The following is a 25376-nucleotide window of genomic DNA, read 5'->3' on the forward strand; positions in this document are numbered from 1 at the left end:
CTTGCCACCTCCTGCCCGTCAGGCGTAGCCTCCGCTCCGCTACATGCGTGCATGTCAGAACGCCCAGGAGGAGGTAGCACCATGAATGAACCCGCCCCCGACGTTGCGGAAAACCCGGTGTCGCTTGCGGACTTCGGCAGCGATGATGCCGCGCGTTGGGAGAATGTGGCGCGTCAGTACAGCAAGGCGCTCAACCGGTTTTTCGCCAATCGCGTCAACAATCCTGCGGATGCCGAGGACATGGTTCAGAAGGTGTTCGTGCGGGTCATGCAGCGTTCGCGGAACGAGCCGATAGAGCACGTTCAACGCTATCTGTTTCAGGTGGCAGCCAGCGTACTCAATGACGAGCTGCGGCGGGCGCGTTCCCATCACGAAAATGCGCACGATTCCTTTGATGAGGTTGAGCACCCGCTGCGCAACGACATTACGCCGGAGCGCGAAGTCATGGGCGAACAGTCTATTTCCCGGATGATCGCTGCCCTGCAGGAACTGCCGCCACGTACCCGTGAGGTGTACGTTTTGCGCGCCATGCGGCGCCACAAGTTCAATGACATTGCCACGCAGCTGCGCATTTCCAATCGTGCTGCGCAGGGGCACATGGCGCGTGCTTTGGCGCATATTGCCAAGGCCATTAACGACGACGAATGAACACCTTGGGCACTTCCGACCCCACGGCCCCCGTGGAAGACCCGGAACACATCGCGCTCAAAGCCGCGGAGTGGAGCGACGCCCTGCGGGAAGGAAATGCAGACCTCCACCTGCGGCGCGCCTTCGAGCAGTGGCGCGATGCGCATCCCGCCCATGCGGCGGCCTTCGAGCGGGTGGACACCGCCTATCGCCTGGCGCAGTCGGCCCACGGATCACGCGCGATGGTGGCGTTCGAGAACGATGTGCTGGCGATGGGCGCCAATCGCAGCCGCCGCCGCTGGCGGCGCCGTGCGCTGGGCTGGGGCCTGGCCGCCAGTGTGGCGGCTGTGGTGACGGCCGGGCTGGTGGTGACGGGCGGTTCCTGGAGTGAACTGCAATACCTTCAGGCGCGGGCGCGCCATGCGCTGGCCGGTGAAACGCTGTACCGCGCGGCGGTTGGGGAGCGCTATGCGGTTACCCTGGATGACGGCACAGCGTTGACGCTCAATACCGATAGCCGTGCTGCCGTTCGCTTTGATGACGGTGTCCGTCAGGTGCGCCTGCTGCAAGGTCAGGCGCTGTTCGAGGTGGCGAAGAACCCGCAGCGGCCATTCATCGTTACGGCAGGCACCCACCGGGTCACCGCGCTGGGCACCGCTTTCGATGTCCGCCTCAGTCCCCAGCAATTTGAAGTGACGCTGATTGAAGGCAAGGTCGAAGTCACTGATGCCGAACTGCCCCCTGCGACCGCCCAAGGCGCTGCCCCCGCTGCGGAAGGCGGCCCGCCGCCCGGCGTGCAAGAGCCGGCACTCAGCACGGTCCTGTCTCCCGGCCAGAAGTTCACGGTCGCCCTTGCCCCGGAGGATGTGACCACTGCCCCCGATGTCGCGGCCACTGCGCCGCCCCGCCCGGCGCCAGTTGTCCTTCAGACCGACGTCCGCAAGGTCATCAGTTGGCGCGAAGGCCGCGTTATTTTCGAAGGTGACCGCCTTGACGAAGCCGTGGCCGAAATGAACCGCTATGGCATCCGTCGCGTGGAACTTGCCAATACCGAGCTGGGTGCCCTGCGCATCAGCGGCATCTTCAACACTGGCAACCCCAACGTTTTCGTCGAAACCCTCACCCAGTACCTGCCCCTGCAAGTGGTGGCCGCAGACCCCGAGCGTATCGTTCTGGCGGCGAGCGGGGGGTAGGGGTTTCAGGCATCCGCGCGGGCGGCCTCATTCGGCAGGCGGCACGCGATCTTCAAAAAGTTCCCCTCCAACCTTCATCTTCTGCATTCGCTGTCGTCTTCTAGAGGACGCGCATAGAAATCGCGAGAAGAGGCCGGGCCCACCGGCTGTCACTACTGGAAGGAGACGCATGATGCACGTCACCCGCCGCCGGCCGGCCTACTGGTCCGTTGCCTGCCTGTCGCTGCTGATGGCCGGGGCTTTGCCCGTTGCCTACGCCGAAACCGTCACTGCCACCCCGGTGGTGGCCGACCCCGCGAGCCCGGATACTCGCAGCTTTGATATCCCCGCCCAGAGCCTGCGCAGCGCGCTCATCGAGTACGGCCAGCAGAGTGGGCACGAGTTGCTCTACACCCCGGAAGATGTCGACGGGCTCAGCGGCAATGCCGTCAACGGCACGCTCAGCCGCGAGGCGGCGCTGAGCGAGCTGCTGCGTGGCACCGGCCTTCGGTACGACTACACGCCCTCTGGAGGTGTGGTTATCGGTACGCCAGAGAAGCTCGATGCGCTTGGCGCAAGCCGCGCCGGAAGCGTCGATTCCGATCCCATTCTGGATGTCGAAACCGCGCGACGGCGTGGCGTCGAAGAGATCATCGTCACCGGCCAGAAGAAGGAAGAGCGGCTGCAGGATGTGCCGATTGCCATCAGTGCCTTCTCGATGGAAGACCTGACGCGCAGCCAGATCGCAGGCGGTCCGGACCTGATCACCCAGGTGCCGAACATGACCTTCACCAAGACCAACTTCACCGGCTACAACATCCAGATCCGCGGGATTGGCACCCAGGCGATTTCCGCCACCACTGACCCCGCCGTGGCGGTTGCGTTCAACAACACGACGCTGATCCGCAACCGCTTCTTCGAGCAGGAGTTCTACGACATGTCGCGGGTCGAGGTGCTGCGCGGCCCGCAGGGCACCCTGTACGGGCGCAATGCCACCGCCGGCGTGGTCAACCTGATCACCGCCAAGCCGGAGTTCTACGAGTCGGCACGGCTCTCGCTGGACACGGGCAACTACAACAGCCAGCGCTGGGAAGGCATGGCCAACCTGCCGCTGGTGGAAGACAAGGCAGCCCTGCGCTTCGCCGCGGCCGGGACCAAGCGTGACGGCTACGTCACCAATGAGTTGACGGGTCAGCAGATCGACGGTCGTGACCTGTGGTCCACCCGCCTGTCGCTGCGGGTCCAGCCGACGGATACCTTTGACGTCAATCTGGTGTGGGAACACTTCAACGAAGACGACGACCGCCTGCGCTCAGGCAAGCAGCTCTGCAAGAAGGATCTTGCCCCGGACGAGATCGGCGGCTTGCCGGTTGAGGGCAGCGGCGGTGCGTTCGGGCTTCGCAGTTACATCAATCAGGGCTGTGCGCCGGTCTCGCTGTACTCGGATGAGGCGTTCCAGACGCCGAACGGCTACTCGCTGCCGTACTACGGCCCCACCGGCAATATCGGCAACCCGGTCAAGGAGGATCAGGACCCGTACCTCAACGCCTTCCAGTCCCGCGATCTGCGCGTGATCGAGTCGTCGCTGCAGCCCGACTATCGCGCCGAGTCCGATATCGTCCAGCTTCAGTTGTCCTGGGATTTCGACTCCGGCCTGACGCTGGATTCCGAAACCGCACACGGGACCGACTTCCTGTCGTCGTTCCAGGACTACAACCGCTTCACCACCGCACCCCAGGCGTTCGGACCGGCGTCCGAAGCGGACCCGGGCGTACTCGACGAAAACAACGTGTTCTGCGATCCGCAGCTTGGCTGTTCGGATCGTCTGTTGCTGGGCGGCCTGTCGACCGCCCAATCGACCCAGTTCAGCCAGGAGTTCCGTCTGTCGTCGGACTTCGATGGTCCGTTCAACTTCAGCCTGGGCACCAACTATCTGCGGTACGACACCGAGGACAAGTACTACGTCTTCATCAACAGCATCACCATGCTGACCACGGTGTGGGATGGAAGTGACCAGCCCTATGTGGCCGGACAGACGGACAATACGGACTGTCTGGCGATTCCTAACGCGACCAGTAATCCGTTTGGGCTCTACAACGTCGCCGGCTGCACCTACGTTGATCCCAACCCGATCGGCGCCCTCAACGACAAGGGTCGCAACTACTTTCTGTCGAAGAACCCTTATGAGCTGCGGTCGTACAGCATTTTTGGCGAGACTTACGTCGATGTCACCGACAATCTGAAAGTGACCGCTGGCCTGCGCTGGACGGTCGACAAGAAGCACGCCCCGCAGGTGCCCAGCTGGTTTCTCGTCGCGAATTCGGGGGGCACCTACCCCGCCGCCCGCATCATCGATCAGGAGTGGCGCCAGCCGACCGGCCGCTTCACCGTGGACTGGAAGCCTGATCTCAGCTTCACTGACGAAACCTTGATCTACGGCTCCTATGCCCGCGGCTACAAGGCCGGCGGTACCAATCCGCCGCCGCCGGTGGTTGCCACCTACGCGACCAACTTCAACAGCGAGATCGTGGCAGCGATGCAGCGCCAGGAGGAAATCTTCGACGCGGAGTTCGTCAATGCCTTCGAAATCGGCACCAAGAACACCCTGTTCGATGGCCGACTCACCGCCAATCTCGCCGCGTTCTATTACGACTACACGGACTACCAAGTCTCCGAGATCGTCAATCGCGCAGCGCTGAACCGTAACTTCGACGCCAAGATCTGGGGTGCAGAAATCGAGCTGGACTGGTTCGCGCTGGAAAACCTGCGTCTAGGCTTCAAGGGCGGTTACCAGAAGACCCGGATCGCCGACGGCGAGTCCGCCATCGACCTGATGGACCGCACTGCCGGCAACCCGGACTGGATCGTGGTGCGGCCATTCCCCACCGTGCCGTCCAACTGCATCTTCCCGCTCGACATGGTCACGGCCGGCGGCCGCTTCAACATCCAGACCGGCTTCCACAACGTCAGCGGCAGCGGCGCCTGTGTCGATGCCTACTATTCAGGGCTCGACCCGGTGACCGGCGAACCCTATGCCCCCGGCATCGACTATGCAGCCGAGCTGGGATCGGCCTTCGCCGACTACGAAGGCTTTGATCCCGCCACCGCCCCCAACGGCGGCAGGGGCTTCTCCAAGGAACTGGGCGGCAATGAATTGCCCAATGCACCCAACTACACTGGGACGGTCACCGCCGACTACGGCATCCCGCTGTCGGGCAACTGGATGATGAACTTGCACACCGATATCCACTGGCAGTCAGAGTCCTGGTGGCGGGTGTTCAATGACCACGAATTCGCGCGACTGGATGACTACTTCACCATGAACCTCGCGGCGATCTTCGTGAACGATGCGGCCGGCTGGAACATCATGGCCTACATCAAGAATGTCACCGACGAGACTGCCATCTCCGGCGCCTTCCTCAACTCTGACGACACCGGCCTGACCACCAATGTGTTTCTCACCGAGCCGCGCCTGTTCGGCCTGCGGGTGACCAAGCACTGGAATGGCGATGGCCTGCTGGGCAATTTCGGCGCCCGTCGCGGGTCGGACTACCGCTTCCCGTTGAGCCTGGAAGTGGGGGGTCAGCTGGCCGCGGTCGATGCGCCCAATGAGGCCATTACCCCGAGCTTTGACGATGCCTTCACAGGTCCGCTCGATATATTCGCTGCCACCCAGAACCAGGATCTCGGCTGGGGCGACAACCAGTCCGTCAAGCTGACCTGGCACATGGACGACAGTCCGTGGGCGATCTCCGGCCGCTACCGTCGCGGCAAACACAACGAGACATCGGCGCGGTATGCCGAACAACGGACCGAGCCGATCGATTGCCTGCTGACCGGAACGTTCTTCGAGTCCCAGTGCAACAGCAATGATCCCAGCCGGTCGGCGGTGTTCGACGGTATCGAGAACTACACGATCGCCAACTACGCTTCAATCGCGGTGCGGGACCGCGAGGAATACCGCATCACCGACATGACCCTGAGCCGTGAGCTGGGGATCGGCGCGCTGACGCGCTCAACCGTCGGCCTCAGTCTGCGCCGGGCCGACTTCCAGTCGGATACCAATGTGCTGCTGGATGGCATACCGGACTGGGATGTGCCCGAGAGTGGCATTGCGTTCTTCGGGATTCCCGGCGCCTACGCCAGTCGCACGCACTACAGTGCCGAGTACGCGGTGGATCGCAACTTCAAGGGCACCGGTCTGGTGTTGAGCTGGGACGCGGCCAGCCGGCTCTTCGGCAACGATCAAGATGGCCATGTCGAGCTGGATTGGTCGCTCAGCGCCGGCCTGCTGCATGGTGATCAGACGGTGACCGGATCTGGCAGCGAACTGGAGAGCAGGAACGACCAGCTGGAGGGCGTACAGCTCCTGACCAACCAGCTGGATCCCACGCAGTCGTCCAATACCGAAACCGAGTTCCCCGAGCAGACCCGCACGAACTCCGAGAATGTGCCGGTGTTTGGCGCCAGCCTCGGTCTCGCCTACCGTGTCGGCGGCTTCAGCATCGGCGCCGGCTACAGCTGGGAGCGCTACGTCGATGCCATCGACGGCGGGGTGTTAGAACGCAAGAGCTACGACCGCACCATCGAAGGCCCCACCGCCAAGGTGTCCATCGATTTCGGCGGCTGAGGGGCGGGTCGACCCGCATCTCCGGACGTCGACTGCGGTCGAATCCGGATGATTCACCGGCGGCGGGCGCAAGCCCGCCGCTTTTTTGTGCGTGACACGACGGGGCAGACCGCGACGGATTCGAGCCGTCGGGTCCGGTCTGCGCTCGACGCGCCCGTCGCGCTGAGCCCCGGCTCAAGCCCCCGATTGGGCCGTTGGATCGCGTGGATGGACCTCGTCGGGCATGACGGCCGCAGGGCTGCTTCGTACCAGCGGCCACAGCAGTTGTTCGGCGGCGCTGGCTTCGGCGAGGTTTTCGACCCCGAACGCCGACGGGTAGCCACGGGTGATCTTGGCGGTACCGAACAGCACATCCCAGAAAAACAGCAGATTGCCGAAGTTGCCCTTGTAGTGCGTGGCGGTGTCGCTCAGGTGGCGGCCGTGATGGGCGGCGTGGGTGGCCGGCGTGGAGATGGTGCGCTCCAGCACCCACATCAGCGGCGACAGCGCCGGGATGGCGTAGAGCTTCTGGTCCCAGCGAACATCCGAATGCGCGCCGGTAATGACCGCCAGCTTGACCACCAGGTAGACGGCATAAACGCTGCCCAGACCCATGTAGATCAGCGCGCCGGAAAACCACAGGCTGGGCATCAGGGCGTAGTAAAAGATGTTGTTGCGGTAAACGATGCGCACGCTCATGTAGTGCGCATCGTGGTGTGGCCGGTGCAGGCGGTATAGCCACGGCACGCTGTGGGTCAGCCGGTGCCATCCGTACTGGGTCATGTCGTCAAAGATCAGCAGAAGGCCGACTTGCGCCAGGATCGGCCAGTGGGCCAAAGCCCCCTCCGCCGTCGGCCACAGCAGGCCGGTCAGCGCTGCGCTGCTCAGCAGGATCAGCGGTTGGGTCAGCGCGAGCAGGACACCGGCACCGATCACCTCGACGATGACGTCCTTTCGGCGTTGACCGGGCTTGCGGAAGAAGCCGGTGTTGACGGCTTCGACGATGGCAAACGCAACAAAGATGCCAAAAATAATCAGGATCTCGGGCTTCATCAGGTTCTCCTCCAAGCGAAGCGAGAGTGCAATCTACGCCGCCCGCGCTCGGGATAATGCTAACTTTTATGCATTCTCCCCTTGATCGCGAGGCGACGCATGCGCGGACAGGCCGCCGAGACGTTCATCCACCTGCTCCCGGCGGGCCCGCGGCAGTTGCTGCAGCGCTGCGGCCAGGTGCGGCGGCATCGCGATGGCGCGCTGATCTATGCCCGCGGCAACCGTGAGCGCTCGCTCTGTGTGGTGGAGGTCGGGCAGGTCAGCGTCAGCAATTGCAGCCCCGATGGCCGCCGTGCGGTGACCGCAGTCCTGGAACCCGGCGACAGCTTCGGCGAGTTCACACTGCTGGCCGATGCGCCGAGGTTCTACGACTTCCATGCCATCGGAGACACCCGCATCCGTGTGATCAACGAGGCACTGTTTACCCGATTGATGGGCGAATCCGCCCCCTTGCGTGAAGGTTTGATGCGGATGCTTGCGCAACGCCTGCTGATGGCGGTCGAGATGCTCGACGACATCCGCACCCTGCCGCTGCCCGCACGGCTGGCGAAGTGGCTGCTACGGCACCATGCCGCCGCCGCAGCGCGATCGTCCGGGGCAACCGACATCGACATCACACAGGAAGCCCTGGCCGAACAGTTGGGGGTTTCCCGGGTGGCCTTGGGTCTCGCGCTGAAGTCGTTCAAGCGAAGCGGTTGGGTCACCACCGGCTACGGGCGTGTGTGCGTCACCGATGTGCCCGCGATGCAGCGGTGGTTAGCGCAGCACCACGGCGTCTCGTGATAACCCTGCGATTGCAGCCGCTCGGCCAGCCACATCTTGACCAGGGCTGATGGTCCATCACGCCGCGCCCATCACCTCGTCCGCCGCCCGTTCCCCCGAGCTGATCGCACCATCGATGTAGCCCAGCCAGCGGGTGGCGGTTTCGGTGCCGGCCCAGTGGACGCGGCCGCAGGGGTCGCGCAGGGCGTGGCCGCAGGTGCTGAGGGTGCCGGGGGTGGGCACGCCGACATAGCAGCCCTGGCTCCAGGGGTCGGAGATCCAGTCCTTGTCGAGGTAGCCGATGGGCTGGGCGGCGGCATCACCGAAGTAGCGGGTCAGTGAGGCGATGCAGGCGTCGCGCCGCACCTCGGTAGGCTGGCCGGCGAGGCGGCGGCTGTGGGCGCCGTCGAAGAAACCCACGAGGAAACCGTGCGGGCTGCCGGGCGGGGTGGCGTCCAGCACCGGTCCGAACGGGCCCTGATCACTGATCACTTCGCCGGACAGACCGCGGTCTTTCCAGAACGGCCGCTCGTAGGCGATCAGGGCCTTGATCACCGACCCCATGGGCATGCGGCTGTGCAGTTGCAGGCGTGCAGCGGGCAGGCTGGCATCGAAGTGGATGCGGGCGGCCAGGGCCGGCGGTAGCGCCACGATCACCCGACGCGCCTGCAGTTCGCCCTGGACATGCCGAACGGTGACGCCGTGATCAGACTGGGTGAGGGCGTGCACCGGCGTGTTCAATTGCAGGGTGTCACGCGGCAGCCGGTCGGCCAGACGCTGCGCAATCTGGAAGGCGCCACCCTTCACCTTGTACTTCTGCGCGCCGTCGCCGTGCACTTCCGCCAGAGATTCGACTTTGCCGGCACAGGCGATGTAGTGGAGGAAACCCAGCATCGAGACCTCGTGCGCTTCGCAGGTGAGGATGGCGCGGGTGAGGATGTCCACCAGGGTGCGGCCGCCGCGCGTGTACATGGCCTGCTGCAGCCACTGGGCAACGGTGGTGCGGTCCCACTCGGCGGCCTGTGGTGATTGCCAGGGCCGCTCGGGGTCGAGGGCGGCGGCCATGCGGTCGACACGGCGAATGGCGCGGTCGGCGTCCAGCAGGCCCAGTAGGGACATGCGCGGAACGGTGCCGCGATAACGGCGTAGCCGGCCCTGCATCTCCATCAGCCGTCGGCCGTCGGCGAATTGCGGATACAGCGACAGCCCGAGTTCCTCGCACAGGGCCATCGCGGTGTGCTGCGTGGGGCCGATCCACTGGCCGCCGACATCGACCGCTTCGCCGCAGAGTTCGCCGCCCTCGGTGCGACCGCCAACGCGGTCGCGGGCTTCCAGCAGACGCACGTGGTGGCCGGCGGCGGTCAGTCGCTGGGCCGCCCGTAGACCGGCCACGCCGGCACCGACGATGCAGTAGTCGACGCTCTCGGGGGTGCTCATGGGACGCGGCTCCGGTTTGGGACAGTCGGCGGCGCAGGGGGCGCTCGGGTTGTCATGGTGCCAGCGCATCGGCGTCGTGGCACGTCGACCGACATTGCCGGGTGGGACGCATGCCGTTCCACCTATTGGATTATCACCCTTTGCTAGAGTGGGAGACCGGGGCGAGGATGCCCCTCGCTCGAGATCGCTGGAGATGGCGATGACGCACGGACTCTCCCCGCAGGACAACCACCTTCTTGCGGCCCTGCCGGAGGTCGTCAAGCTTCGTCTGTTTCCGCTGCTGAAGCGTGTGGATCTGCCGCTCGGAAAAGTCTTGTACGAGTCAGGCGATGCGATGACGCATGTCTACTTTCCGATCAATTCCATCGTGTCCTTGTTATACGTCATGGAAAACGGCGCATCCGCTGAGATCTCGGTAGTGGGTAACGAAGGGTTGATCGGGATCGCCCTGTTCATGGGGGGCGAGAGCACGCCGAGCCGCGCCATCGTACAAAGTGCCGGGGCCGCCTATCAGCTGCCAGGGCAGGCGCTCAAGGATGAGTTCGGGCGTCATGGCGAGCTCCAGCATCTGTTGCTGCGCTACACCCAGGCGCTCATTACGCAGATGGCGCAGACCGCGGTCTGCAACCGCCATCATTCGATTGATCAGCAATTGTCTCGTTGGCTGTTGTTGTCGCTCGACCGTCTACCTGGCAACCAACTGGTCATGACCCAGGAGCTTATTGCCAACATGCTGGGGGTCCGTCGTGAAGGCGTAACCGAGGCCGCTGGCAAACTGCAGCGGTTGGGCGCCATCGAATACGCCCGTGGCAAGATCACGGTGCTGGACCGGAAGATCGTCGAACGTATCTGTTGTGAATGCTATGCGGTGGTGAAGCGGGAAACCGATCGCTTACTGCCCTACCTTCCGGCCCCCTGACCGAGCTGGGGCCGCGCAGGTCCTGCGCCACACCCGCAGCATGCGGGTGCGGCGCAGGATTCGACTGTGTTACTGCGCGGATGCCACCGTGTTGGAGATGATCACTTCGACGCGGCGGTTCTGCTGACGCCCCGTGGCATTGTCATTGCTTGCCACGGGGACGCCTTCGCCCATGCCGGCGGCCATCAGCCGGTTGGCGTCGACACCCTGAGCCATCAGAAACGATTTCACGGCATCAGCGCGGCGCTGCGACAGGGCCAGGTTGAAGACAGCTGCACCGACGCTATCGGTGTGGCCTTCGATCAGTACGGTACGGTCGGTATACGTATTGAGGAAGGCCGAGAGCTTGCCCAGGTTGCTGGCAGCACCGCCCTTGAGGTCTGACTGACCGGTCGCGAACAGCACGTCGCCAAGAGTGACGACCATGCCGCGGTCGGTCTCCTTGGCGTTGAGTGCAGCCATCTGCGCCTGCAGGGCAGCGGCTTCGCTCAGCGCGGCGGCAGTATCGACGCGGGCAGCGATGGCCTCGCTGCGGGCAATGTCAGCCTGACTGCGTGCGGTGGCGGCGTCGTCTCGGGCGGAATCGGCTTCGCGGGTGCGGGCTTCCAGACGGGCGCCCTCGCGTTGCTTGCTCAGGGCATCGCGCTCATCTTCTGCCAAACGCGACTGCGCCCGTGCCACGGCGATGTCCACTTTCCGGTCGGCCATGATGACCAAATGGCGGGCCTCCTCATCGGCCTTGCGGGGCACTTCGGCAGCGACGACGGCGGTCTCGGCATCTTTAATCGCAACGGGAGCGCGGCTCGCCAGCTTCGGGTCTGCCTGCAGTCGGGTCAGTTTCTCGCGTGCCAGGTCGGCACCTTCCGGCTTGGTCAGCGCGGCCGCGCAGGCGGTCATGCCGAGGGCGATGGTGGCGGTGGCGATCAGCAGCCTGGAAGTTGATAGTGAACGATTCATTGCTGTGCTCCGGTGTTGCGCTGCATTTCTTGTTTGAGGGTTTCAGTGCTGCTGCGCATTTCGTTGTTGACAGCCTGTGCTTTCAATACCTCGGCACGGGCTGTGGCCAGCTCGGCGCTGGCTCGGGATTGTTCAGCAAGCTGTTGCGCGGCGCCCATGCGCTCTTCCTGCACGGCGGAGCGGGCGGCAGCGAGCTGCTCACGCGCCTGCCCCAGTTCGGGGGATGCGTAGTCGGCTACGCGTGCCTGCTCGGCGTGCGTGATCGCAGTCTCGGCGGCCTGCAGGGCACGGGTCGGCGGAGTTGGCGTGCTGGCGCAACCGGCGATGCCGACCCCGAGTGCGGCGGCGAGCACGGCGACCAGCGCGCGACCATGGGCCGTTCGGTGGGCGATTGTGGATGGTTGCGGAGCGTCAGTCATGGTGCAGTCCCTCGTTGGAATGGTCAGCGTTCATCGCAGCTGACCGGTCGCTGATCTTCCTCCTTCGGCCTGCGGTAGTCGGTGCGGTAGCGTGCATAGCGCCAAATAAGCGGGCGCAGTGGTGCCGCGCTGCTACGGCGTGAGATCGCGGCTCTGAACCTGTTTGACGCCGCCGACATTGCGCGCGAGTTCAATCGCCAGCGCCCCCGAGGCGCCGTTGGCCATTGAGCCTCTCAGGGTGACGATGCCGCGATCGGTACTGACCGAGATGCTGGCGTTGTCGACATTGCGCGAGTACAGATAGAGGGCCTTCACCCGGGTGGTGATCCAGACATCGGTCATGCCTTGCGCGATGGCCGGCCGGGGATGCTCGGTGCTGACGATCCGTTCGGCTTCGACCGGCGGCTGGGGTGAGACCACCAGGCGGTTGTCCACCAGGGCTTCCAGGCCCTCGGTGTTGCGGCTCCAGCGCAGTTTGGATTCGATGGCAGCGGTGATGGTGGCATCGTCAATGACATCGCCGTAGCGACGCTCGCCGGCCGCCCAGGTGCTGGGGATGTAGTCGGCCTGCACCGTGATCCTGTTGTCCACGGTTTCGATACCGGCGACGCTCAGCGCGATCTGGGTAGCGAGATCGCGGCTGGTGTCGTTGTCGACGATGCCCGACAGTGTCGCCGAGGCATTGCGCACAGTGACTTCGAGATCATGGGCGCGCAGGTGCGGATTCAGCTCGTAGGTGGTCCAGATCTGGATCTCCTGGCGAGCCTGGGCCAACGCGGCGCTGGACGCATCGGCCGCGACCGCGGCGCCTGAAAGCATCATCAGGATCGCCGCGGCGGAACGCGCCGAAGACAACACCGGGGCAGCGATGTGCCCCGGCTGGTCTTCAAGTGCCATTCTTTTCGAGGAACTGCTTGACCTGCTTTTCCGCCTCGTCCCGGCTGACGGCATAGCGTTCCTGTACCAGACCGGCCAGCTTCTGCACGTGTCCCTCGGATTGCAGCAGTTCATCGTCGGTGAGCTTGCCCCAGGCCACTTTGGCGGCACCCATCTGCTGCTTCCAATGCCCCTTGATTTCGTCAGCGCTGGGGAGACTCATGACCGTTTCACCGGTTGGCTCATGAGGTCGTCATCACCCTTGGCGGCGCCGCGGGGCGTGGCAGGCTTGCGCGTCGTCGGGGTGACGGCCAGCTTCCGGGCGTCCTTTTTGGGCATGACCTGATGCACTTCTTCCTGCGCGGTTTCCGAACGGCTCGTCGACTTTTTCATCGTCATCTCCATGGCAGATGCCCCGCGAAATGCGAGGACGCTCTATGTCTGACAAAAGTATCGACGGGTACCGGTCCATTCTGTGCGCTGACGCGCTTAGGCAGCCCCGGGTTCGGCGTGCGCGGTGGATACGCGATGCGCCCCGGGGCTGTAGCCGGCACGGCGGCGGAATGCGCGGGTGAAATTGGCGGCGTCGGAGAACCCCAGCGAATACGCCACTTCGGTGACGCTCATGTTGCCGGCGGCGAGCCGCTCGCAGGCAATCTCGTGCTGAATCCGGCCGGCCAGTTGGCGATAGGTGGTGCCCTCGCGCTGCAGGTAGCGGTTGAGGGTGCGGGTGGAGATATTGAGCTGGGCCGCCAGTTCCGCCAGCGATGGCAGGCCCTCGGCCACTTCCCGCAAGGTCATTGCCACCCAGTCGCCAAAGCGCCCGCCATCGGCCACCTGCTGCACCAGCGCGCGGCAGCGGTCCTCGGCGATGCGGCGCGCGTGGGGGTCGGCCATGGTCAGCCGCAGTTGGCGGGGATCGTCCAGCATCCGCAGCCGCACCGCCGGGGTGCTGCCGACGCCGAAACGCAGGTCGACGTTGCGCAGCAGGTCACGGGGATAGCGGTCGATGTGGGCGGGTTCGGGGATCGACAGTTCCAGCACGCAGGGCGGCCGATGCGTACCGGTGAGGTCGGTGATCTCGCGCATCGCGGCCATGGCGATGGCTTCCAGATGAAAGTGCAGGCATAGCGTGCTCATCGCCACGCGGGGCGTGAACAGCATGTCGCCGTGGTCGGGCCCGGCGCTGTAGCGCATGCGGAAGCTGGGCATGATCAGGCGGAAGTACTGCGCCTCGAAGCGCAGCGCCTGGTCCAGGGTGTCGCTGTTGAACATCACGAAGCCGACGAAGCTGTGCGAACTGGCGGTGAGCAGGCGCCCCACTTCCATGCCCAGATCGCCACGACCGCTGCGGGCAAACACGTAGTGCACCAAGGCATCGACCTGCGAGAAGCGGAGCGTGGCGTCGGGGTCGGTCAGCAGGCTGGGGGAGAGCTTCTGCGCCTGCAGCAGGGCGGCGAAATCCACGCCTTGTTGCAGCAGGATGTCCGCCAGGCGGGTGTAGTAGCGGGCGGGCACCCGAAGGTCGGAATCGGCTGTGGACAGGGCGGTCATGGCGCATTATGACAATACCGTGGCGGAAAATGACAATCGTGGCGGCGGCCCGATCGGCACGATGTCATCACCTGTTGAGGAGAAACGACATGCGTGCAATCGAACTGGATACCGTGGACCGCGAAGCCCTGCGCTGGGTCGACGGCAAGAAGTGGTTCTGGATGCTGAGCCCGGCGATCCCGGTGATCGCGCTGGCCTCGGTGCTGGCGGCGGTGATGGGCGCCCCGGGCTGGGTCATGTGGGCGCTGCCCTTCTTCTTCTACGTGATCGTGCCGGCGCTCGACTGGCGGGTCGGCGAAGACCGCGTCAATGCGCCGGAGTCGGCGGTGTCGGATCTGGATGCCGACCGCTACTACCGCCACATCGTGTTCGCCTACATCCCCACCCAGTACCTCATCACCGGCGTCGGCGCCTGGTTCGCGGTCACCGGCAATCTGAGTGGCTGGGATCTGCTGGCGCTGGTGATCAGCACCGGCGTGGTCAATGGTGTCGGCATCAATACCGCGCACGAGCTGGGCCACAAGACCAACACGCTGGAACGCTGGCTGGCCAAGATCACCCTGGCGCCGGTGGCCTACGGGCACTTCTTCATCGAGCACAACAAGGGCCACCACAAGAATGTGGCGACGCCCGAAGATCCGGCCAGCTCGCGCATGGGCGAGAGCTTCTGGGCCTTTCTGCCGCGCACCGTGGTGGGCAGCCTGAAGTCGGCCTGGCACATCGAGGCCGAGCGTCTGAAGCGCCAGAACAAGGCGGTACTGTCCTTGGACAATGAGGTGCTGCAGTCCTGGGCGATGACGGTGCTGCTGTTTGGCGCTCTGACGCTGTGGCTGGGCCCCTGGGCGCTGGTGTTTCTGGTGGCACAGGCGGCCTTCGGCTTCTCGCTGCTGGAAGTGGTGAACTACCTGGAGCACTACGGCCTGATCCGCCAGAAGCTGCCGAACGGCCGCTACGAACGCTGCCAGCCGCGGCATTCGTGGAACAGCAACCACGTGGTCACCAACCTGCTGCTCTATCAGCTGCAGCGCCACTCCGACCATCACGCCAACCCCACGCGTCGCTACCAGGCGTTGCGCCACTTCGAGGACAGCCCGCAGCTGCCCTCCGGCTATGCCGCGATGATCCTCATCGCCTACTTCCCGCCGCTGTGGTTCAAGCTGATGGACCCGAAGGTGGTGGCGCATCACGGCGGTGACCTGCGCAAGGCGCATCTGCACGGCCCGCGTCGGGCGGCGCTGCTGCAGCGCTGGGCGCATGCAGCGCCCGCCGAATCGGTGGACACAGGGGTGGTCGAGGCCGATGCACCGGCGGTCACCTCGGTGGATGCCGAGCAGTTCCAGTGCCCCAATTGCCAGTACGTCTACGACCCCAAGGTGGGCTGCCCGCATGAAGGCTACCCGGCCGGCACGGCGTGGTCGGCGCTGCCGATGAGCTGGCAGTGCCCCGACTGCGCGGTGCGTGAAAAGCCGGATTTCCGTCCCGTCCAGGCCTGACCGCGACGGCAGGGCGCCACCGCCTCCACCGAGCCGCTTCCCGCGTACAGTAACCGTCACGATCGATGGAGAACGATGCGATGCGGAGAGCAGATTTTCGGTGGGGTGCGGTGGCGTTGTCGTGTTGGATCGTCGCCTGCGGTGGTACCGACCCCCTGTCGCTGGACAACACGGCCGGCCCGCCGCTGACGGTGGCCAAGGCCGACCTCGACGCCGCCCTGCAGTGCAGCGATGATCTCGCCGCTGCGACGAACGCGGCGGTGCTGATGGTGCCGGGCACCACGCTGGAGCCGCAGGTCAATTTCGACTGGAACTGGCTGCCGGCGCTGACGCAGCTGGGACGGCCCTACTGCACCATCGAACTGCCGATGAACGCCATGGGCGACATCCAGATCGCCGCCGAGTATGTGGTGCATGCCGTGCGCGAAATGGCCGATGTCAGCGGACGCCAGGTGCAGATCATCGGTCATAGCCAGGGCGGCATGGTGCCGCGCTGGGCGCTGCGCTTCTGGCCGGATGTGCGCGACAAGGTCGACGATCTGGTAGGGCTGTCGCCGTCCAACCATGGCACCGTGCTGTCCGGCGGTATCTGTGTGCCGGGCTGCGCGCCGGCGATTCGCCAGCAGGGCATGGGTTCGGCCTTCATGGCCGCCCTAAACCGCGATTTCGAAACCGTACCCGGCGTTGACTACACGGTGATCTACACCAACCTCGATGAGGTGGTGGTCCCCAATGTCACCCTGCTGGGCGCCTCCTCGGTGCTCAGTGGCGATGCCGCCCAGCTCACCAACGTGGCCACCCAGCAGGTGTGCCCGCTGAACACCGCGGAGCATCTCACCATCGGCACCTCCGACCCGGTGGCGTACGCGCTGGCGATCGACGCGCTCACCCACGCGGGGCCGGCCGATCCGTCCCGCATCGATCCTGCGGTGTGCCTGCAACTGTTGATGCCGGGGGTGAACCCCGCCACCTTCGCCACCGACTTCGCCGCACTGGGCCTGGTGGTCGCCAACACCTTGTTGACCGCCGAGCGCAGCTTCGAGGAACCACCGCTGCGCTGCTACGTCGAGGGCGCCTGCCCCTGAGGTGGATTTCCCGTACCGCCGTCCGCCATTTTTGGATACGGTTCGGCTTCCGCCACAGTCGCACAGGGAGTGCCCATGTCCTCGCGTTCGCCCGCTCTCCGGATTGATCGTCGTCGCGCCCTCCAGGGCTTGCTGGCCACCGCCGCCACCGGTGCGGCGCTGCCCTATCTGAGCGCCTGTACGCCGGCGGTGCCAGTGGGCTACGGCCACGGACAGCGCGCTGGGGAATGGCGCAACTGGTCGGGTTCGCAGACATCGCGGCCGCAGGTATTTGCGCGGCCGGCGGATGAAGACGCCCTGCGCGACCTCCTGCGCGCCGCGCGCGGACCGGTGCGGCCGGTGGGCGCCAGCCATTCATTTTCGCCGGTGGTGACCACCGACGGCACGATGATCTCGGTGAATGCCCTCAGCGGCCTGATCGCGCACGACAGCGCGCGTCAACAGGCGACGCTGTGGGCCGGCACCGCCATCCGCGATGCCGGACCGCTGCTGGATGCGGTGGGACAGGCGCTGCCCAACCAGGGTGACGTCGATCCGCAGACCCTGGGCGGCGCCATCGGCACTGCCACCCATGGCACCGGCCTCACTCTGGGATCGTTCTCGTCGATGGTGGCCGGGCTGCGGCTGGTGACACCCGAGGGCGAGGTGATCGACTGCGATGCCGACCGTGATGCCGAGGTGTTCGACGCCGCGCGGACCCATGTCGGTGCGCTTGGAGTGGTCAGCCAGGTGCGTCTGCAGAACCGCCCGGCCTACCGGCTGCGACAGCGGGAATTCACCCAGCCCCTGAAGGACGTGCTGGCGTCGATCGAGACCTTACGCGAGCAGCACCGGCATTTCGAGTTCTTCGCCTTCTTCCACGCCGACGACGTGCTGGTGAAGACGCTGGATGAAACCGAGGAGGCGGAAACACCGGCGCCATTGCTGCAACTGCCGGTGGATGCGGCCCTGTGGCTGGCCTCGGAGCTGGCGCACAGCCTGCCCAATGCCGATGCCGTGCTGCAGCGACTGCTGGTGAGTCTGGCGGATGCCAGCGTCGAGCGGGTGGGGCCGTCCTACCACGTGTTTCCATCGGCGCGCGAGGTGGCGTTCAACGAGATGGAATACGAAGTGCCCATTGACAACGGGCCGGCCTGTTTGATGGAGATCATCGACACCGTGCGCGCCAGCGCGCTGCGCACCCTGTTCCCCGTCGAGTACCGCCACGTGGCCGCCGAGTCGGCCTGGCTCAGCCCGTTTCACCAACAGGCCTGCGCCTCGATTTCGATTCATCAGTACTGGCAGGTGGATCACCGCCCCCTGTTTGCGCTGGTGGAGCCCATCCTGCAGCGCCACGGCGGACGGCCGCATTGGGGCAAGCTGCACACCCTGGCCGCGGCTGGCCTGGCGGCGCGGTATCCCCGCTGGCAGGATTTCCAGCGTGTGCGCCGTGCCTTGGATCCGCGCGGCAAGATGCTCAGCCCCGCGCTGCGGCAATGGTTTGAGGAGGCAGCGCATGAAACGGCGTGATCTGCTGATCGTGCTGGCCGCCGTCGGTGGTGCGGCGGCCTTCAAGCTGCGCCCAAGCCATCGGGGCGCGCCGCATGACCCCTACTTCGCCGGGCTCGATGCCCTGCTCAAGGACCAGGGGCCGGCGCGGCCCTGCCTGGTGCTGGATCTGGACCGGCTCGACCACAACCTGGCGGTGTTCAAGCGCGACCTGCATCCCAGCAAGCAGTGGCGGGTGGTGGCCAAGTCGCTGCCCAGCGTGAAGTTGCTGGACTATGTGATGCGCGCCCACGGCACCGAGCGGCTGATGGTGTTTCACCAACCCTTCTTGAACCTGCAGGCGCAGGCCTTTCCCGAGGCCGATCTGTTGCTGGGCAAGCCGATGCCGGTGCGCGCCGCGGCGGCTTTCTATGACGCACATCAGGGGTCATTCGACCCGGCGCGGCAGCTGCAGTGGCTGGTGGACACGCCGGCGCGCGTGGCCGAGTACCGCAGCCTGGCGCGCGGTCTGGGCACGCGCCTCAACCTCAACATCGAACTGGACGTCGGCCTGCACCGCGGCGGGGTGGCCGATGACCTCACCCTGCTGACCATGCTGGAGCAGATCGCCGAAGACCCGCAGCACCTGCGCTTCAGTGGGTTCATGGGCTACGACCCGCATGTGGTGAAACTGCCGCGCCTGCTGGGATCACCCGCGGACCTGCAGGCACAGTCCTGGGCGCGCTACGGTGATGCGCTCAACCTGCTCGCCGCACAGCGGCCGGAGTGGCGGAACGACGCACTCACGCTCAACGGCGCCGGCAGTCCCAACTATGTGTTGCAGGGTGCGGAGAGCCCGCTCAATGAAGTGGGGGTGGGTTCGGCGCTGGTGCAGCCCACCGACTTCGATCTACCGACCCTCTCGGCGCACGTACCGGCGCTGTTCATCGCCACCCCGGTACTGAAAGTGCTGGAGGGCACGCGGCTGCCCGGTGTCGAGCCGCTGTCCTCGGTCTTCCAGACCTGGGACCCCAACCAGGCCCGCAGCCACTTCATCTATGGCGGCAACTGGAAGGCGCAGCCGGTATCACCGCCGGGGTTGCAGCTCAATGCGCTGTTCGGCCGCAGTTCCAATCAGGAACTGCTCAACGGTGCCGCAGCGACCGACCTCAAGGTGGGCGATCACGTCTTCCTGCGGCCCACCCAGAGCGAGGCGCTGATGCTGCAGTTCGGCGACCTGCTGGTGGTGCGCGGCGGGCGCATTGAGGATCACTGGCCGGTGTTGGGGTGAGCGGGAATCGAGAATTGGGAATCGGGAATCGTAACGGCAAAAGGCAACAGCGCCGCTCGATGTCTCGGGGCCAAATACGCCAAACGCCGTGGCTGTGCTTTTGCAGTTGCTTTTAACGATTCCCCATTCCCGGTGTGCAGGCGCCCCTAGGCCCGAAACGCCTCGGGAATCGTGATCTCATAGGTCGCGCCAGTGCCATTGCGCAGCAGCGGCACGGTGGGGCCGCGCTGGGAGCTGAAGTAGAGGCGTGAGCCATCCGGCGTGAAGGCGGGGCCGGTGATCTCGGAGCCGCCGCTGGTGATCTGCATCAGCACCTTGGCCTCGCCGCCGGGGACGATGACGATGAGCCGCATGGCATCGCCGTCTTCGGCCACCAGCACATCGCCCATCGGGCTCACCACCACGTTGTCGACATCGTCGAAGGCGGGATCGATGGCGGTGTTGTCGAACACGGTCTGGATCAGATCGTTGTCGATGTCGTAGGCGTAGACGCGGTTGTCGCCCTTGCAGGCGAAGAAGGCGACGGCGCGGGTGGGCACGCGGCCGCCCGGCGGTACGGCCTGCAGCGCAGCGGGAAGAGGGTGAATCCACAGCCCTTCGCCACCGCGGAACTGGGTACCGGGGATGGGTTCGCCGGCGTCAGCGAGCTGATTGCGCACCGTGCCCTGCGGCTGGTCGGCCTGCACCACATCCACCCAGTGGACGCGACGCAGGGTGCGGGCCTCGGCATCGTCGGCGATGTATCCGTCATCCTCGAAGCCTTCGACATTGAGCACCTGCAGGCGGCCGCGCGCCATCTGCAGACGGTGCTGGCCGTCGTCGCTGACGAGGTCGCTTTCCTCACAGACGAACCGGTAGAAGCGACCGTTGCCGGCATCTTCGGTCTGGTAGACCGTGCGGGTCGGCAGGTCGACGGCGGCGGCTTCCTTGTTGAACTGTCCCAGTGCGTCGAGGCGTCGGGCATCGTCGACGCCGCCGAAGGGGAAGCACTCCCACGCATAGCCGTCACCGGTTTCCTCGCAGGAGATCCAGGTGTGCCACGGGGTGGCACCACCGGCGCAGTTGCGGCGGGTGCCGTCGAGGATGCGGTAGGCATCGACCACCTCGCCGTCGGCGTTGAAGCGCAGCGCACCGACCCCGCCGTCACGCGATGAGCCGCTGGTGGTGCCGATGCCCCGTTCGCTGTTGGAAACATAGACCCAGCCGCCATCGGGTGCCGGGAACACGGCGCCGCCGTCGGGCGCTTCGTGCCAGACGTACCCGCTGGCGCCGAGGGGATCGAAGTTGCCAGTGACCGGATTGCTGCGGTGGCGCGCCACCACGCGGGCGGAGAAGCCCTCGGGGATCAGCATGTTGTCGATACCCGCATCCACCAGCGGACCGATGTTGGCCAGCGGACCCGGCTGCAGGGCCAGACGGCTGTCGCCCATCAACGGCGGTGTCGGTTCACCGGCGGCGATGGCGCTGTCGCCGCCGCAGGCCTGCACCCAGGCCGGCGTGCTGACCGCGCCGGCGGTCAGAAACAGGTGGCGCAGCAGGCTGCGACGGGTGGCATCCACGGCGGGCAGGTCGGACATGGCAGTCGGGTCGAGAAGAACGGTCAACGTCGGAGATTGCATCACGCCGATTGCAGGCGGATGAAATCACCGCCGTCGACTGCCCTCAGTTGCCGCAGCGCGCCAGCCCCAGCCGGTCGACGATCTCGTTGAGGTCGAAGGCCGCCACGTTACCGTCATCGTGGACGGCGAAGAACGCGCCGCCGGGGAAGCCGGGGAAGCCGGTCTGGGTCAACCAGATGCCGTCGGTGTTGCGGGTCACCGCGCCCTCGAAGGTGCCACGGTAGTCGAGGGTGCGTCGGTCGAAGAAGTGGAAGTAGTTGCCGATGTGGGCCTGATCGGTGGCGATCCAGTAGCCGCGATCACCCTCGCAGGTGTAGAGCGAGAGCCCTTCCGGCTGGGCGCGGAACACGCCGCCGCCCAGGGTGCGGTCAGCGAAGCGGCCGTTGAAGCCGTAGACCTTGATGCGCCGCTCGTTGTACTCCTCCTCGTCGGCCACCATCAGGCGGCCGGTCATGGCATCGCCCCAGATCGACTCCACCACCTTGAGGCGGCCGGGGCCGGTGGTTTCACCGAAGGCGCGAATCGGCCGAGCGGCCCAGCCGACCGCACTCTCGCTGACGGCGTACTGTTTGATGCGGCGGCCGAGTTGTCCATCAGGCGGGATCTGGCCGTCCTCGGTCTCGTAGTTGTCGGTGACATACACGTGGAAGCCACCGCCGGGCATGGTCTGCACCCACAGACCATAGGGCTTCACCAGCCGCTGTTCCTCGCCGTTGCCGAAGATCAGCAGCGAACGGAAGTCGGGCAGCGAGAACACCTGGACCCGGGCGTTGTCGCGTTCCACCACGAAGGCGAGGTTGCCGATCACGGAAACGCCGTTGGGGCGGTCGAGCTGGCCCACCTCGCGACCACTGCCACCGACCTTGCGCAGCAGGCTGCCGTTGCTGGCCTGATACACCAACAGGTGGTCGGTTTCCTTGGCGGTGGCCAGCAGCCAGTGTTCGCCGCCTGGGCCGTGCCAGGTGGCGACGGAGTCGACGTTGTCCTCCGGATCACGTTCTGTCAGGTAGCGCTCGCTGAGCGTCACCAGCCCGGCATAGGCCGGCAGTGGCGGATCGGTGTCGGCACTGCCCAGCGTCGGCAGGCTCGGCATGCCGGAACAGGCGCTGAGGCAGGTGGTCAGCAGCAGGCTGCCGAGAAGGGTGCGGGTGGACATCATGTCGGTCTCCGGTGGAATGGAATGCAGCCAGTGTAGGCGACCCGCTCAGAAGCTGGCCTTCACGCCCAGCTCGAAGGTACGTCCGTATTCCTCGTACTGCGAGTTGAATGCCCGGTCGGCGAAGTAGGCGTAGAACGGTTCATCGCTGAGGTTGACGGCATTCAGGTACACCTGCCAGGTCTCGCTGACGCGGTAGCGGCCACTGAAGTCGTACTGCAGATGGCTGTCGGCATACCGGTCGAAGGTGGGGTCATCGAGTTCGTTGATCTCGTCGAGAAATTCGCTGCGGTAGTTGGCGGCCAGCCGCAGTGACCAGCGCGCATCTTCAAAGCCGATGGCGACATTGCCCAGGGTTTCCGACTGCCGGGGCAGCGGCACCTTCTGATCACGGAAGGGCAGCGTTGCCTCGCCGTCGGTGAGGGTGAGGTTGGCACTGATCAGCAGGCCGTTCCAGGGTGCCGGCAGACGGTCAAGCTGACGTACGGCATTGAGCTCGAGGCCATAGAGCGTCGCGGTGTCGCCGTTGAGCACGATGAAGGCTTCGTCGAAATCGGCGTAGGGGCCGGGTTCGCCGGCGATGTCGGACTGTACGAAGAAGTCTTTCAGCCGCTTGTAGAACACTCCGGCCGACAGCACCGACACGCTGCCGGGATACCAGGCGATGGCGAGGTCGAGATTCTGCGCCTGCAGTGGGTCCAGCGCCGGGTTTCCGAGCTCGGCGGCACGTTCAAACTCGCCGTCGTCCTCCTCGATCTCGATATTGGCGAACGGCGCCGCCGCCTCGAATGTGGGGCGTGCCAGCGTGTGGGAGTAGCCGCCGCGGACCACCAGGTTTTCGCGCACTTCGTAGCGCACCGCCACGCTCGGCAACACATCGGTGAACTGCCGCTCGAAGGCCTGCGCGGTGAAGGTCGGGTCGCCGCTGCCGTTTTCCTCGTCCACCGCCGCTTCGATGCCGCGGGCGGCATAGTCGGTGCGTTCGACGCGGACGCCGCCGGTGACCCGAAGTGCGCCCCAATTGGCCTGCGCCATCAGATAGCCGGCCAGCACGTCCTCTTCGACCCGGTAGTCTTCCAGACGGGAGTCGATGGCCGATCCGTCGGCATCCAGCTCGAAGTCGCCCTGATTGGCGTCGGCGAATGCACGGACTGCGTTGCGGGCACTGATCGGACCCCAGTTGCCGAGCCGGTAGTCCACCGTCTGTGCGGCGAAATCGGCCAGGGTGTAGTCATCACCGAAGCCGTCGAACACCTGCACGTCGATGTCGCTGGTTTTGGTGCGGCTGCGGTATTTGATGCCCGCCTTCCAGAACCCCGGGGCCCGGCCCCAGTCGAGATCGCGTTGGGCGTCGAAGGCGAGTTGCAGCTCGTCGTCCTCGATCAGGCTGTCGCCGCGTTCGATCTCGTCCAGTTCATAGGTGGCGGGGTCGAAATAGACGGCGCTGGTGCCGCCCAGCAGCGGGATCTCGCGATTACCGAGGTCGTAGGCGGCGGCGATGTCCTCGCCGACGAAGGCGGCATTGAACTCGCCGGGATTGTCCTCTTCTGCCAGCGAATAGCCGAGCCGGTAGTCGAGGGTCCAGCGATCGATGCGCTGCTGCGCACCGAGCAGGGTGCTGAGGATGGTCTGGGTTTCCTTTCGCGCCTCGTCGAGTTTTTCCACCTCGATGCCGGCGAATTGGCCGACGCGACCGTCGAGCGCGGTGATGTCACCTTCGCCGAAGCCGTACACGTTCGACAGCTGCACTTCGTCATCGCTGAAGTCGCTGTAGAGGTTGCGCCAGTAGAGGTCGAGGTCGGCACTGGGGCGCCAGTCGAAATTGAGGGCGGCGCTGAGGCGTTCGCGGGTGATGGTGTAGTCGCGCTGCTCGGCCTCCTCAAGGCCGAGGACGTCACCCGTCGGGCCTTCCAGCTCTTCGAACCCCGGTGTTTCCACGCCTTCGGAGCCGAAGTCCCGTTCAAACCAGCTGACCGCCGCCGACACGCCGACGTTGTTCACCTTGCCGCCGAGCGACAGCAGCCGGGTGAGGCTGGCGGCCAGCTTGGGGCTGGTCTCGTCATTCTGTTCGTTGTAGCTGCCCTCGGCCCTCAGGCTCAGCGTGTTGCCGCGATCGAAGGCGGTGGCGGTCTTGAGTTCGATGGTGCCGCCGACGGTATCGCCGTCCATGTCCGGCAGGTTGGTCTTCTGGATCTCGGCGCTTTCCAGCAGATCGGACGAGATCACGTCGAGGTTGACCTGGCGGGTGCCGCCTTCCGGTGCCGGGACCCGCAGGCCGTTGACGGTGGTGGCGGTGAACGCGGGGTCGATGCCACGCACCACCAGAAAGCGCCCCTCGCCCTGATCGCGGAACAGCGACAGCCCGGGTGCGCGTGCCAGCGCCTCCGCCACGTTCTGGTCGGGGAACTGGCCGATGGCGTCCGCCGAGATGACGTCCTTCAGGCCGTCGGCATTGAGCGCCTGGTTGAGCGCCGCCGCCTGGCCTGCCACCTGGCCGACCACCAGCACGTTCTCCATGCGGGTCGCCTCGCTACCGAGCGTGATGAACACCCGCTCGCGCTCACCGGAGGTCAGTTGTACGTCGGCGACCTTTTCCGGCGCGCCGAGGTAGGTGATGACCAGACGGTAGTCACCGGGCGGCAGCGCAGGGAAGCTGAAGCGACCATCGCGGGCACTGACCGCTTCCGCGGCCAGGCCCTGAATCCGGATCCGTGCCCCTTCGAACGCGATATCGCCGCTGGCATCGGTGACGCGACCGCTGATGCTGCCCGTGTCCTGAGCGATCGCGGTGCTCGCCAGCGCGCACAGCGCGCCGGCCACGGTCAGTCGCTTGATCCCCTGCATGCCCACTCCCCAGTTGAAATAACCGGGGGACCGTAG

General features: G+C 65.6%; 20 protein-coding genes. 9 read left to right on the top strand and 11 right to left on the bottom strand.

The genetic code is table 11. The features are described 5' to 3' along the window. Positions 1 to 81 precede the first annotated feature (81 nt). The 3 genes from JN531_RS06855 (at position 82) to JN531_RS06865 (ending at position 6429) form a co-directional block, all read left to right on the top strand. The gene (locus tag JN531_RS06855) at positions 82 to 648 is read left to right on the top strand and encodes an RNA polymerase sigma factor (protein ID WP_228348117.1); all 567 of its coding nucleotides are present in this window, start codon (positions 82 to 84) and stop codon (positions 646 to 648) included. Next, positions 645 to 1820 carry a FecR family protein gene (locus JN531_RS06860; protein WP_228348118.1) on the top strand — a complete coding sequence of 392 codons (1176 nt, stop codon included), beginning with the start codon at positions 645 to 647 and terminating at the stop codon, positions 1818 to 1820. The genes JN531_RS06855 and JN531_RS06860 overlap by 4 nt, the downstream gene beginning before the upstream one ends. Positions 1821 to 1989: 169 nt before the next feature. Continuing rightward, positions 1990 to 6429, top strand: coding sequence for a TonB-dependent receptor (locus tag JN531_RS06865; protein ID WP_228348119.1), 4440 nt, complete (start codon positions 1990 to 1992; stop codon positions 6427 to 6429). A 174-nt stretch (positions 6430 to 6603) separates the two neighbouring features. Here JN531_RS06865 and JN531_RS06870 read toward each other — a convergent pair whose 3' ends face one another. Beyond that, positions 6604 to 7461 carry a sterol desaturase family protein gene (locus JN531_RS06870; protein ID WP_228348120.1) on the bottom strand — a complete coding sequence of 286 codons (858 nt, stop codon included), beginning with the start codon at positions 7459 to 7461 and terminating at the stop codon, positions 6604 to 6606. Positions 7462 to 7560: 99 nt separating this feature from the next. On the opposite strand from JN531_RS06870, the gene JN531_RS06875 reads away from it, so the two are divergent. Then, complete coding sequence (locus JN531_RS06875) at positions 7561 to 8244, top strand: Crp/Fnr family transcriptional regulator (RefSeq protein ID WP_228348121.1); 684 nt, start codon at positions 7561 to 7563, stop codon at positions 8242 to 8244. Positions 8245 to 8301: 57 nt separating this feature from the next. Here the strand turns inward: JN531_RS06875 and JN531_RS06880 are convergent, their stop codons facing one another. After that, positions 8302 to 9660, bottom strand: coding sequence for a flavin monoamine oxidase family protein (locus JN531_RS06880; protein WP_228348122.1), 1359 nt, complete (start codon positions 9658 to 9660; stop codon positions 8302 to 8304). Positions 9661 to 9859: 199 nt separating this feature from the next. On the opposite strand from JN531_RS06880, the gene JN531_RS06885 reads away from it, so the two are divergent. Continuing rightward, positions 9860 to 10579, top strand: coding sequence for a Crp/Fnr family transcriptional regulator (locus JN531_RS06885; protein ID WP_228348123.1), 720 nt, complete (start codon positions 9860 to 9862; stop codon positions 10577 to 10579). A gap of 69 nt (positions 10580 to 10648) precedes the next feature. Here JN531_RS06885 and JN531_RS06890 read toward each other — a convergent pair whose 3' ends face one another. The 6 genes from JN531_RS06890 to JN531_RS06915 all read right to left on the bottom strand — a co-directional run bounded on the left by JN531_RS06890 (position 10649) and on the right by JN531_RS06915 (position 14385). Further along, complete coding sequence (locus JN531_RS06890) at positions 10649 to 11536, bottom strand: OmpA family protein (RefSeq protein WP_228348124.1); 888 nt, start codon at positions 11534 to 11536, stop codon at positions 10649 to 10651. Next, positions 11533 to 11955, bottom strand: coding sequence for a DUF4398 domain-containing protein (locus JN531_RS06895; protein ID WP_228348125.1), 423 nt, complete (start codon positions 11953 to 11955; stop codon positions 11533 to 11535). The genes JN531_RS06890 and JN531_RS06895 overlap by 4 nt, the downstream gene beginning before the upstream one ends. Before the next feature lie 132 nt (positions 11956 to 12087). After that, positions 12088 to 12852, bottom strand: a complete 765-nt coding sequence (locus JN531_RS06900) for a BON domain-containing protein (protein WP_228348126.1) — start codon at positions 12850 to 12852, stop codon at positions 12088 to 12090. Next, the gene (locus tag JN531_RS06905; RefSeq protein WP_228348127.1) at positions 12842 to 13054 is read right to left on the bottom strand and encodes a CsbD family protein; all 213 of its coding nucleotides are present in this window, start codon (positions 13052 to 13054) and stop codon (positions 12842 to 12844) included. The genes JN531_RS06900 and JN531_RS06905 overlap by 11 nt, the downstream gene beginning before the upstream one ends. Beyond that, on the bottom strand, positions 13051 to 13224 hold the full coding sequence (locus JN531_RS06910) for a hypothetical protein (protein ID WP_228348128.1): 174 nt from the start codon (positions 13222 to 13224) through the stop codon (positions 13051 to 13053). Before JN531_RS06910 ends, JN531_RS06905 begins: the two co-directional genes overlap by 4 nt. 96 nt (positions 13225 to 13320) lie before the next feature. Next, positions 13321 to 14385 carry a helix-turn-helix domain-containing protein gene (locus JN531_RS06915; RefSeq protein WP_228348129.1) on the bottom strand — a complete coding sequence of 355 codons (1065 nt, stop codon included), beginning with the start codon at positions 14383 to 14385 and terminating at the stop codon, positions 13321 to 13323. Between the two features lie 89 nt (positions 14386 to 14474). Between JN531_RS06915 and JN531_RS06920 the strand changes: the two genes are divergently transcribed. From JN531_RS06920 to JN531_RS06935, 4 genes are all read left to right on the top strand, one after another. After that, the gene (locus JN531_RS06920) at positions 14475 to 15878 is read left to right on the top strand and encodes a fatty acid desaturase (protein WP_228348130.1); all 1404 of its coding nucleotides are present in this window, start codon (positions 14475 to 14477) and stop codon (positions 15876 to 15878) included. A gap of 80 nt (positions 15879 to 15958) precedes the next feature. After that, positions 15959 to 16963, top strand: a complete 1005-nt coding sequence (locus JN531_RS06925) for an esterase/lipase family protein (RefSeq protein WP_228348131.1) — start codon at positions 15959 to 15961, stop codon at positions 16961 to 16963. A 75-nt stretch (positions 16964 to 17038) separates the two neighbouring features. After that, entirely contained in the window at positions 17039 to 18472 is a 1434-nt protein-coding gene (locus JN531_RS06930) for a D-arabinono-1,4-lactone oxidase (protein ID WP_228348132.1), read from the top strand. Beyond that, positions 18459 to 19721: a DSD1 family PLP-dependent enzyme gene (locus JN531_RS06935; RefSeq protein WP_228348133.1), complete on the top strand. Its 1263-nt coding sequence runs from the start codon at positions 18459 to 18461 to the stop codon at positions 19719 to 19721. Before JN531_RS06930 ends, JN531_RS06935 begins: the two co-directional genes overlap by 14 nt. A 146-nt stretch (positions 19722 to 19867) precedes the next feature. On the opposite strand, the gene JN531_RS06940 is transcribed toward JN531_RS06935, so the two are convergent. The 3 genes from JN531_RS06940 to JN531_RS06950 form a co-directional block, all read right to left on the bottom strand. After that, positions 19868 to 21298 (bottom strand): alkaline phosphatase PhoX, encoded by a 1431-nt coding sequence (locus JN531_RS06940; RefSeq protein ID WP_228348134.1) that lies wholly within the window; start codon positions 21296 to 21298, stop codon positions 19868 to 19870. Between the two features lie 85 nt (positions 21299 to 21383). Continuing rightward, a complete protein-coding gene (locus JN531_RS06945) occupies positions 21384 to 22499 on the bottom strand; it encodes a phytase (RefSeq protein ID WP_228348135.1) in 1116 nt (371 codons plus the stop codon). A 45-nt stretch (positions 22500 to 22544) separates the two neighbouring features. Continuing rightward, complete coding sequence (locus JN531_RS06950) at positions 22545 to 25340, bottom strand: TonB-dependent receptor (RefSeq protein WP_228348136.1); 2796 nt, start codon at positions 25338 to 25340, stop codon at positions 22545 to 22547. Positions 25341 to 25376 lie beyond the last annotated feature (36 nt).

The organism is Flagellatimonas centrodinii, from assembly GCF_016918765.2.
In the GTDB taxonomy this organism is placed as follows: domain Bacteria; phylum Pseudomonadota; class Gammaproteobacteria; order Nevskiales; family Nevskiaceae; genus Polycyclovorans; species Polycyclovorans centrodinii.

Coding starts and splice junctions, on each gene's coding strand:
- JN531_RS06855 (WP_228348117.1), top strand. CDS start 82: ATGAATGAACCCGCCCCCGACGTTGCGGAAAACCCGGTGTCGCTTGCG.
- JN531_RS06860 (WP_228348118.1), top strand. CDS start 645: ATGAACACCTTGGGCACTTCCGACCCCACGGCCCCCGTGGAAGACCCG.
- JN531_RS06865 (WP_228348119.1), top strand. CDS start 1,990: ATGATGCACGTCACCCGCCGCCGGCCGGCCTACTGGTCCGTTGCCTGC.
- JN531_RS06870 (WP_228348120.1), bottom strand. CDS start 7,461: ATGAAGCCCGAGATCCTGATTATTTTTGGCATCTTTGTTGCGTTTGCC.
- JN531_RS06875 (WP_228348121.1), top strand. CDS start 7,561: ATGCGCGGACAGGCCGCCGAGACGTTCATCCACCTGCTCCCGGCGGGC.
- JN531_RS06880 (WP_228348122.1), bottom strand. CDS start 9,660: ATGAGCACCCCCGAGAGCGTCGACTACTGCATCGTCGGTGCCGGCGTG.
- JN531_RS06885 (WP_228348123.1), top strand. CDS start 9,860: ATGACGCACGGACTCTCCCCGCAGGACAACCACCTTCTTGCGGCCCTG.
- JN531_RS06890 (WP_228348124.1), bottom strand. CDS start 11,536: ATGAATCGTTCACTATCAACTTCCAGGCTGCTGATCGCCACCGCCACC.
- JN531_RS06895 (WP_228348125.1), bottom strand. CDS start 11,955: ATGACTGACGCTCCGCAACCATCCACAATCGCCCACCGAACGGCCCAT.
- JN531_RS06900 (WP_228348126.1), bottom strand. CDS start 12,852: ATGGCACTTGAAGACCAGCCGGGGCACATCGCTGCCCCGGTGTTGTCT.
- JN531_RS06905 (WP_228348127.1), bottom strand. CDS start 13,054: ATGAGTCTCCCCAGCGCTGACGAAATCAAGGGGCATTGGAAGCAGCAG.
- JN531_RS06910 (WP_228348128.1), bottom strand. CDS start 13,224: ATGAAAAAGTCGACGAGCCGTTCGGAAACCGCGCAGGAAGAAGTGCAT.
- JN531_RS06915 (WP_228348129.1), bottom strand. CDS start 14,385: ATGACCGCCCTGTCCACAGCCGATTCCGACCTTCGGGTGCCCGCCCGC.
- JN531_RS06920 (WP_228348130.1), top strand. CDS start 14,475: ATGCGTGCAATCGAACTGGATACCGTGGACCGCGAAGCCCTGCGCTGG.
- JN531_RS06925 (WP_228348131.1), top strand. CDS start 15,959: ATGCGGAGAGCAGATTTTCGGTGGGGTGCGGTGGCGTTGTCGTGTTGG.
- JN531_RS06930 (WP_228348132.1), top strand. CDS start 17,039: ATGTCCTCGCGTTCGCCCGCTCTCCGGATTGATCGTCGTCGCGCCCTC.
- JN531_RS06935 (WP_228348133.1), top strand. CDS start 18,459: ATGAAACGGCGTGATCTGCTGATCGTGCTGGCCGCCGTCGGTGGTGCG.
- JN531_RS06940 (WP_228348134.1), bottom strand. CDS start 21,298: ATGTCCGACCTGCCCGCCGTGGATGCCACCCGTCGCAGCCTGCTGCGC.
- JN531_RS06945 (WP_228348135.1), bottom strand. CDS start 22,499: ATGATGTCCACCCGCACCCTTCTCGGCAGCCTGCTGCTGACCACCTGC.
- JN531_RS06950 (WP_228348136.1), bottom strand. CDS start 25,340: ATGCAGGGGATCAAGCGACTGACCGTGGCCGGCGCGCTGTGCGCGCTG.